This is a genomic window from Paraconexibacter sp. (genome assembly GCF_041602235.1).
Classification (GTDB): Bacteria; Actinomycetota; Thermoleophilia; order Solirubrobacterales; family Solirubrobacteraceae; genus Paraconexibacter.
In genome coordinates this window covers 1-7,267 of record NZ_JBFIGP010000200.1, presented here as the reverse complement: position 1 = coordinate 7,267, position 7,267 = coordinate 1, and the positions used below count along the sequence as shown (strand labels likewise).

Genomic DNA, 7,267 nt, shown 5'->3' with positions numbered 1-7,267 from the left:
GTCCGGGTTCGCGGTGACGGCCCGGGCGTTCGCGGGCGAACCGGTGGAGTACGCGGTCCGCGATCGCCGCAGCGGTCGGGTGTTCGCCGCGCTCACGTCGCCGTTCTACGGCCCGAAGATCTTCTTCACGGACGACCCGGGTGGTGACTGGCAGCAGGCGGCGGGTCTGGCGCTCCCGGAGGGCGGAGACCTCGCGCTCGAGCGGATCTGGGTGATCGTGCCGGGGGAGGCTCCCTGCACGCTGTACGCCGGCGGCGACCCGGGTGTCCTGTTCGAGAGCCACGACGACGGAGCGTCCTGGAGCCTGAACCGGGCCCTGTGGGGGCACCCGACGCGACCGCAGTGGCATCCCGGTGGCGGCGGCCTGGCCCTGCACACCATCGCGACCTGGCCGGACGATCCCGACCGCCTCGCCCTGGCGATGTCCGCCACCGGGGTGTGGCTCACGGAGGACGGCGGGCGCAGCTGGACGCGCGGCAACGAGGGGCTCGTCCCGCGGTACCTGCCCGAGGAGCCCGCAGACGAGGAGATCGCCCTGTGCGTCCACCGGCTCCACCGGGCGCCGACACGCCCGGAGCGCCTGTTCATGCAGTTCCATGGTGGCGTCTACCGCTCGGACGACGCCGGACGCTCGTGGACGGACATCGCGGCCGGGCTGCCCTCGGACTTCGGCTTCCCGATTGCCCTGGACCCGACCGACGCCGACAGCGCCTACGTGATCCCGTTGACGGCCGACACGGACCGCGTGACCCCGGACGGGGCCGTCTCCGTCTGGGCGACCCGGGACGCGGGCGCGAGCTGGGCGCGCCTGGACGACGGCCTGCCGGGGACGCACGCCTACCTGACGGTCCTCCGCGAGGCGTTCGACCGCGCGGGCGACGACGCGGACTTCGAGCTGTACTTCGGCGCCACCTCGGGCGACGTGTTCGGGTCTGCCGACGCGGGCGGCTCCTGGTCGTCGGCCGCCTCGCGGCTGCCACCCGTCTACTCGGTGAGCGCGACGCGGTGAGCGGAGCCGGTGTGGCGTAGCCACCCCGGCGTCTCCTCAGGCGCGGATGCGCCCGCGGTCGGCGTAGACCGCGACGCTGTGTCCTCGGGCGAAGCCGCACAGGGTCATCCCGCGGTCGGCCGCCAGCGACACGGCGAGCGACGTCGGCGCCCCCACGCCGACGAGCACCGGGGCGCCGGCGACCGCGGCCTTCTGCACGAGCTCGAACGACAGACGGCCGCTCACGCAGAGGATGCGGTCGTGCAGCGGGAGCGCGCCGTCGAGCAGCGCCCGACCGATCACCTTGTCCATCGCGTTGTGGCGGCCGACGTCCTCCCGCAGGAGCAGCAGGTCGCCCGACGGGTCGAAGAGCCCGGTCGCGTGCATCCCGCCGGTCCGCAGGAAGCCGGGCTGACGCAGACCGTCGGGCAGGGCCGCCAGCAGGTCGCGGTCGAGCAGCCCGCCCGCCAGCGGCCCGTCCGGGAGGTCCGGGGCGTGCAACGCCACCTCCTCCAGGGCGCCCTTCCCGCACACGCCGCAGGAGGACGAGGTGGAGAACGATCGCGAGCCGGGATCCCGCAGCAGCGGACCGGCGACGTCGACGACGTTGTTCGCCATGTCGGGACTGGGCCCCGCCGCGTGCACCCGGTCGATCAGCGTCTCGGTGACCAGGAACCCGAGGGCCAGCTCCTCGTCGTGCCCGGGCGTGCGCATCGTGACCACGAGCGGCGCGCCGTCGACGCGGATCTCCAGCGGCTCCTCGACGGCGACCGCGTCGCGCTCACCGTCGCGCATCACGGTCGCGACGCTCTGCGCGACCGCGCGCTCCGGGATGAGCGGACCGCCCGCCGTCATCGCGTGGCGCTCACGCCGCGGCCGGCTCGCCGAGCGCCGGACGCATCGCGGGTTCCTCGTCGAAGGGGGTGACGGCCACCGCGACGACCTTGTACTCCGGGCAGGAGGTGTTGACGTCGGCGCTCGATCCGACGAGCACGTTCGTGCGGATCTCGGGGAAGTGGAAGGCGGTGAACACCGCCCCCGGCTCGATCCGCTCGGTGATCCGCGCGTCGGTCTCGATCCGGCCGGTCCGCGAGCGCACCTCCACGCGCTGGCCGTCGGTGACGCCAAGACGCGCCGCATCCGCGGGGTGGATCTCCAGCCAGTCACCGTCCTGCAGCTCGAGGTTGGCGGTGCGGCGGGTCATCGTGCCGGCGTTGTAGTGCTGGAGCCGCCGCCCCGTGATCAGCACGAGGGGGAACTCCTCGTCGGTCTGGTCACCGGGCTCGCGATGGGGCAGGGCGGCGAAGGCGGCGAGGCCGTCGGGGTGGGCGAACCGCTGCCCGTAGAGCGTCGGGGAGTCGGTCCCGTCCGCGGCCACGGGCCACTGGAGCCCGGTGCGACCGACGCGCGCGTGGCTGACGCCGGCGAAGTTCGGGGTGAGCGCCGCGATCTCGTGCATGGCCTCGGCGGGAGTGGCGAGACCCATGTCGTGGCCGAGCCGCGCGGACAGCTCCGTGAGGATGGCGAAGTCGGTCCGCGCCTCGCCCGGAGGTGTGATCGCCGCGCCGACGAGCTGCACGCGCCGCTCGGCGTTGGTGAAGGTGCCGGTCTTCTCCAGGAAGGACGAGGCGGGCAGGACGACATCGGCGTGCCGCGTCGTCTCCGTCTCGAAGATGTCCTGGCAGACCACGAACTCCAGACGCTCGAGGGCGGCGACGACGTGATGGGTGTCCGGGTCCGTCTGGGCGACGTCCTCGCCGAAGATGTACATCGCCTTCAGGTCGCCCGCGACCGCGGCGTCGAACATCTGCGGGATCGTCATGCCCTTGCGGCGGGACAGCGGCACGCCCCACCGCGTCTCGAAGGCGCGGGCCGTCGCCTCGTCGGTGACGGGCCGGTAGTCGGAGTACGTGTCGGGCAGGGCGCCCATGTCGGAGGACCCCTGCACGTTGTTCTGCCCGCGCAGCGGCAGCAGGGCGGAACCGGGACGGCCGATCTTGCCCGTCATCAGCGCGAGGTTGCAGATGAGCTGCACGACCTCCGAGCCGTACTTGTGCTCGGTCACCCCGAGCCCCCAGAGAATCGCGGCGTCGGGCGCCTGCGCGTAGACGAGCGCCGCGGACTCCAGGTCGCCGGCGGGAACGCCGGTGATGCGCTGGACCTCGTCCGGGTCGTACTGCTCGATCAGCGAGCGTGCCTCGTCCCAGCCGCGGGTCCGCGCCGCGATGAACGGCTCGTCGGTGAGGCCTTCGCGCAGGACGACGTGGGCCAGGCCGAGCATCACGGCGGCGTTCGTGCCGGGCCGGGGCGCGAGGTGCAGCACGGCGTGGTCGGACAGCTCGATGCGCCGCGGGTCGATCGTGACGAGCTGCAGGCCGCGGAGCGCGGCCTGCTTGATCCGGGCCCCGACCACCGGATGCCCCTCCGTGGGGTTCGCGCCGATCAGGATCGCGGCGTCGGCGTGGTCGATGTCGCGAAACGACCCGGTCGCGCCGGACAGGCCCAGGGCCTTGCGCAACGCGTAGGAGGTCGGCGAGTGACAGACGCGCGAGCAGTTGTCGATGTTGTTGGTGCCGATCGCGGCGCGCATCAGGCGGGCCATCACCCAGCAGTCCTCGTTGGTCGCGCGGCTCGAGGCGAGCCCGGCGATCGCGTCCGGTCCATGGGCGCCCTTGATCCGCTGCAGCTCGTCGACGATCCGTCCGAACGCCTGCTCCCACGTGGCCGGTCGCAGGGTCCCGGCGCGGTCCCGGATGAGCGGCGTGGTCAGCCGCTCGCGGTGACGGGAGAACTGATGCGCGAATCGGCCCTTGAGGCAGGTGTGTCCCTCGTTGGCGGGTCCGTCGAGGGCCGGAGTGATCGACCGCACGCGGTCCCCGGCGACGTGGGCCTCCAGGCGGCAGCCGACGCCGCAGTAGCCGCAGGTGGTCGGGACGGTGGCGTCGAAGCGGGGGTCGCTCATGCGGGTGCTCCGTTCGGGGCGGCGGCCTGGGCCCGCTCGGTGGCGAGATCCAGGAGCGAGAGCTCGGTGATGGCGTCGGTCGGGCAGGTGTCGGCGCACGCCCCGCAGGAGACGCAGGCCGAGTCCCGGAAGCCCTCGTCGATCCCGGCGGCGATCCCGGCGTGGAAGCCGCGGCCCACCGCCGTCAGCGCGAACGTGCCCTGGATCTCGTCGCAGGCGCGGACGCAGCGCCCGCAGCTGATGCAGAGCTCGTGCTGCAGCGCGAGGTAGGGGTGGCGGGTGTCGTGGCGGACCGCGCGCTGCTCCCCGGTCCAGCGCAGCGCGCCCGGCTCCAGGTCGAACTCGCGGGCGACGGCGGCGAGCTCGGTGTGGGGGGCGGGTGGCGTCGGGAGCTCGGAGAGGACCAGCTCGACGACCGCTGCGGCGACGCGGCGCGCGCGGTCCTCCCGCGTGTGGACGACCATGCCGTCCCGGGCCGGCGTGGTGCAGGAGGCGATGACGTCCATCCCCCCGTCGCGTCCCTCGACGCCGACGAGGCACACCCGGCACGCGCCGAACGGGGTCAGGCGGTCGTCGAAGCAGAGCACCGGGACGGGGTGGCCGGCCGCGCGGGCGGCCTGCAGCACCGTGCTGCCCGGGGGCACCTCGACGGCGGTGCCGTCCACGGTCACGGACAGGCGGTCGCTCATGCCAGGCCGAGCTCCTGCTCGAAGTGCGTGATGAGCGACCGGATCGGCGCGGGCATCCCGCTGCCGTGCGCGCAGAGGCTGCCGACCTCGAGTGCTTCGAGGAGGGCCTCCAGGCGCGCGCGGTCGATCGGCGCGGCCCCGGGGGGCGCGGCGAACTCCTCGTGGGCCCGGTGCAGCCCGATGCGACAGGGGAAGCACTTCCCGCAGCTCTCGTGGGCCCCGAAGCGGAGGAGGTGGCGGGTGACCTCGCGCATGTCGGTCGTCTCGTCGAAGGCGAGGATGGACCCGTGCCCGACCATCGCGCCGACCTCCGGGAGCGTGTGGAGATCGAACGGGGTGTCCAGCAGCGACGCGGGCAGGATGCCGCCCAGCGGCCCGCCGATCTGCACGGCCTTGATCGTTCGGCCGTCGCGCAGGCCGCCACCCACCTCCTCGCACAACTGCCGGACCGTCGTCCCGAACGGCACCTCGACGACCCCGGGGTTCGCGAAGCGCTCGTTGAAGCAGACGAGCTTGCTGCCGGCCGTCGGCGAGTCGGGGGAGAGCTCCTGGAACGCCTGCGGGCCGCACGCGGCGATGACGGGCACGTTGCAGAGGGTCTCCACGTTGTTGACGACGGTCGGGAGTCCGAAGAGGCCCTCCTGCGCGGGGAACGGGGGTCGTGCCGAGACCGTGCCCCGCAGGCCTTCCAGGCACGCCAGCAGGGCCGTCTCCTCGCCGACGACGTAGGAGCCCGCGCCGAGGACGATCGTCACGTCGAAGCTGAACCCGCTGCCGAGGATGTCGCTGCCCAGCAGGCCCGCCGCGTGGGCGCGCGCGACCGCGGCCTCGAGCGCCGGCTTCGAGCGCGGGTACTCCGACCGGACGAGCACGAAGCCGTGGTCGGCGCCGACGGCGTACCCCGCGAGCGCCATGCCCTCGATGAGGAGCTCCGGGTTGCCCTCCATCAGCGCCTTGTCGATGTAGGAGCCGGGGTCTCCCTCGTCGCCGTTGACCACGACGAACTTCCGGGTCCCGGGGGCGTTCGCGGCGAACCGCCACTTGGCCCCGGTCGAGAAGCCCGCGCCACCGCGCCCGCGCAGCCCGGCCTCCTCGACGGCGTCGAGCAGCTGCGCGGGGCTCATGCCGCCCAGCGCCCGGCGCAGGCCCGACCAGTCGCCGGGCCGTGTCAGCACCGGGCGGTCCAGCAGGCTGCGGAGCGGCGGTTCGGCGGCCGGTGCGGACGCGCCGGCGAGCACGCGGTCCACCGCGCCGGGACCGGCGTCGACGGTGTCGCCGACACGGACGGCGGGAGCGCTGTGGCAGTAGCCGAGGCAGACGGTCTCCGCCAGCGAGACCGACCCGTCCTGCGCGCACTCGCCGACCGCGACCCCGAGCCCGTCCTCCAGGCGCCGGACGTGGTCCTCGCCGCACGCGGCGAAGCAGGCCGTGCCGGTGCACACGCGCACGTGGCGGTCGCCCCGGGGCGTGAGGAGGTCGTCGTAGAAGGTCGACACGCCGTGGACGGTCGCCTCCGGCACGCCCGTGCGGGCCGCCACGTCGCGAACGTGCTCCGCCGTGACCGTGCCGGAGCCGCCTGCCGCGGCGGCGCTCAACAGGTCCAGGACCGTCGGGGCCGGGACGGCGTGATGGCGGCGGACCAGCTCCACGAGGTTGTTCGGCACGACTGCGAGCATCCCGCGCCCGCGTGCGGTTGGCAACCGGGACCCGCGTGGATCTCGAGGCGGGTTTCCTGCGCCGGTGACGCGGGTATCCGGAGTGCTGACGCCGTGGCAGCACAGCGCGGCGTCCGTACTTCCTTCCCGCGCGCCCTGCCACCAGCGTCGTCGGGGGACATCCGCGGGGGCCTCGATTCGTGACCAACGCACCCCTGTCCGTCCCCGGCCGTACGGTCTCCGTCTGCCTCCCCGCGCGCAACGAGGAGGCCACCATCGGTCCGCTCGTACGCTGCTGCTCGCACCTGCGGACGCTCGGCCTGGTCCACGAGATCGTGGTCGTCGACGACTCGACCGACGCGACGGCGCGAATCGCCCGCGACGCCGGCGCGACCGTGTACGACCAGTCCTCGCTCGTGCCGCATCTCGGTCCGGTGCGCGGCAAGGGCGACGCGATGTGGCGCGCCCTCTCGGTCCTCGAGGGCGACACGATCGTCTACCTCGACGCCGACACCGCCGACCCCTCGCCGCGCCTGGTGACCGGACTCCTCGCACCCCTGCGGTCCGACCCGCGGGTGCGGTTCGTGAAGGGCTACTACCGTCGCCCGTTCACGGTGGGCGACGTGGAGCTCCCGACCGGCGGCGGGCGCGTCACCGAGCTGACCGCGCGGCCCCTCCTGCGCAGGTTCTTCCCCGAGCTCGCCGACATCCGCCAGCCGCTCGCCGGGGAGATCGCGGTCGATCGCGAGCTCCTGTGGTCGCTCCCCTTCCACCTCGGTTACGGCGTCGACGTCGGCCTGCTGATCGACACCCTGCGCGCCTGCGGGCGGGACGCGATCGCGCAGGCCGATCTCGAGGTGCGACGCAACGCGCACCAGCCGCTGGAGGCGCTGCACGACATGGCGCGCGTCGTCGCGGACGTGATCCTCGACAAGGCCGCGGGGATCGACACCGTGCCGGACGAGGTGCGCCC

The 7,267-nt window shown here is 73.8% G+C and carries 6 protein-coding genes; 2 read left to right on the top strand and 4 right to left on the bottom strand.

Annotated features, from left to right (window positions below; genetic code table 11):
- The coding region (locus tag ABYE80_RS14680; RefSeq protein ID WP_372791034.1) for a WD40/YVTN/BNR-like repeat-containing protein at positions 1-1,009 on the top strand (1,009 nt) is incomplete at its 5' end.
- Positions 1,010-1,045: 36 nt separating this feature from the next.
- On the opposite strand, the gene fdhD is transcribed toward ABYE80_RS14680, so the two are convergent.
- From fdhD to ABYE80_RS14660, 4 genes are read right to left on the bottom strand one after another with little or no spacing between them, the layout of a single operon-like run.
- The gene (gene fdhD, locus ABYE80_RS14675) at positions 1,046-1,843 is read right to left on the bottom strand and encodes a formate dehydrogenase accessory sulfurtransferase FdhD (RefSeq protein WP_372791033.1); all 798 of its coding nucleotides are present in this window, start codon (positions 1,841-1,843) and stop codon (positions 1,046-1,048) included.
- A 10-nt stretch (positions 1,844-1,853) separates the two neighbouring features.
- On the bottom strand, positions 1,854-3,950 hold the full coding sequence (gene fdhF / locus ABYE80_RS14670) for a formate dehydrogenase subunit alpha (protein WP_372791032.1): 2,097 nt from the start codon (positions 3,948-3,950) through the stop codon (positions 1,854-1,856).
- Positions 3,947-4,639: a 2Fe-2S iron-sulfur cluster-binding protein gene (locus ABYE80_RS14665; RefSeq protein WP_372791031.1), complete on the bottom strand. Its 693-nt coding sequence runs from the start codon at positions 4,637-4,639 to the stop codon at positions 3,947-3,949. The genes fdhF and ABYE80_RS14665 overlap by 4 nt, the downstream gene beginning before the upstream one ends.
- Positions 4,636-6,315 carry an NAD(P)H-dependent oxidoreductase subunit E gene (locus ABYE80_RS14660; RefSeq protein ID WP_372791030.1) on the bottom strand — a complete coding sequence of 560 codons (1,680 nt, stop codon included), beginning with the start codon at positions 6,313-6,315 and terminating at the stop codon, positions 4,636-4,638. Before ABYE80_RS14660 ends, ABYE80_RS14665 begins: the two co-directional genes overlap by 4 nt.
- Before the next feature lie 179 nt (positions 6,316-6,494).
- Between ABYE80_RS14660 and ABYE80_RS14655 the strand changes: the two genes are divergently transcribed.
- A partial coding sequence (locus tag ABYE80_RS14655) for a glucosyl-3-phosphoglycerate synthase (RefSeq protein ID WP_372791028.1) occupies positions 6,495-7,267 on the top strand: 773 nt, incomplete at its 3' end.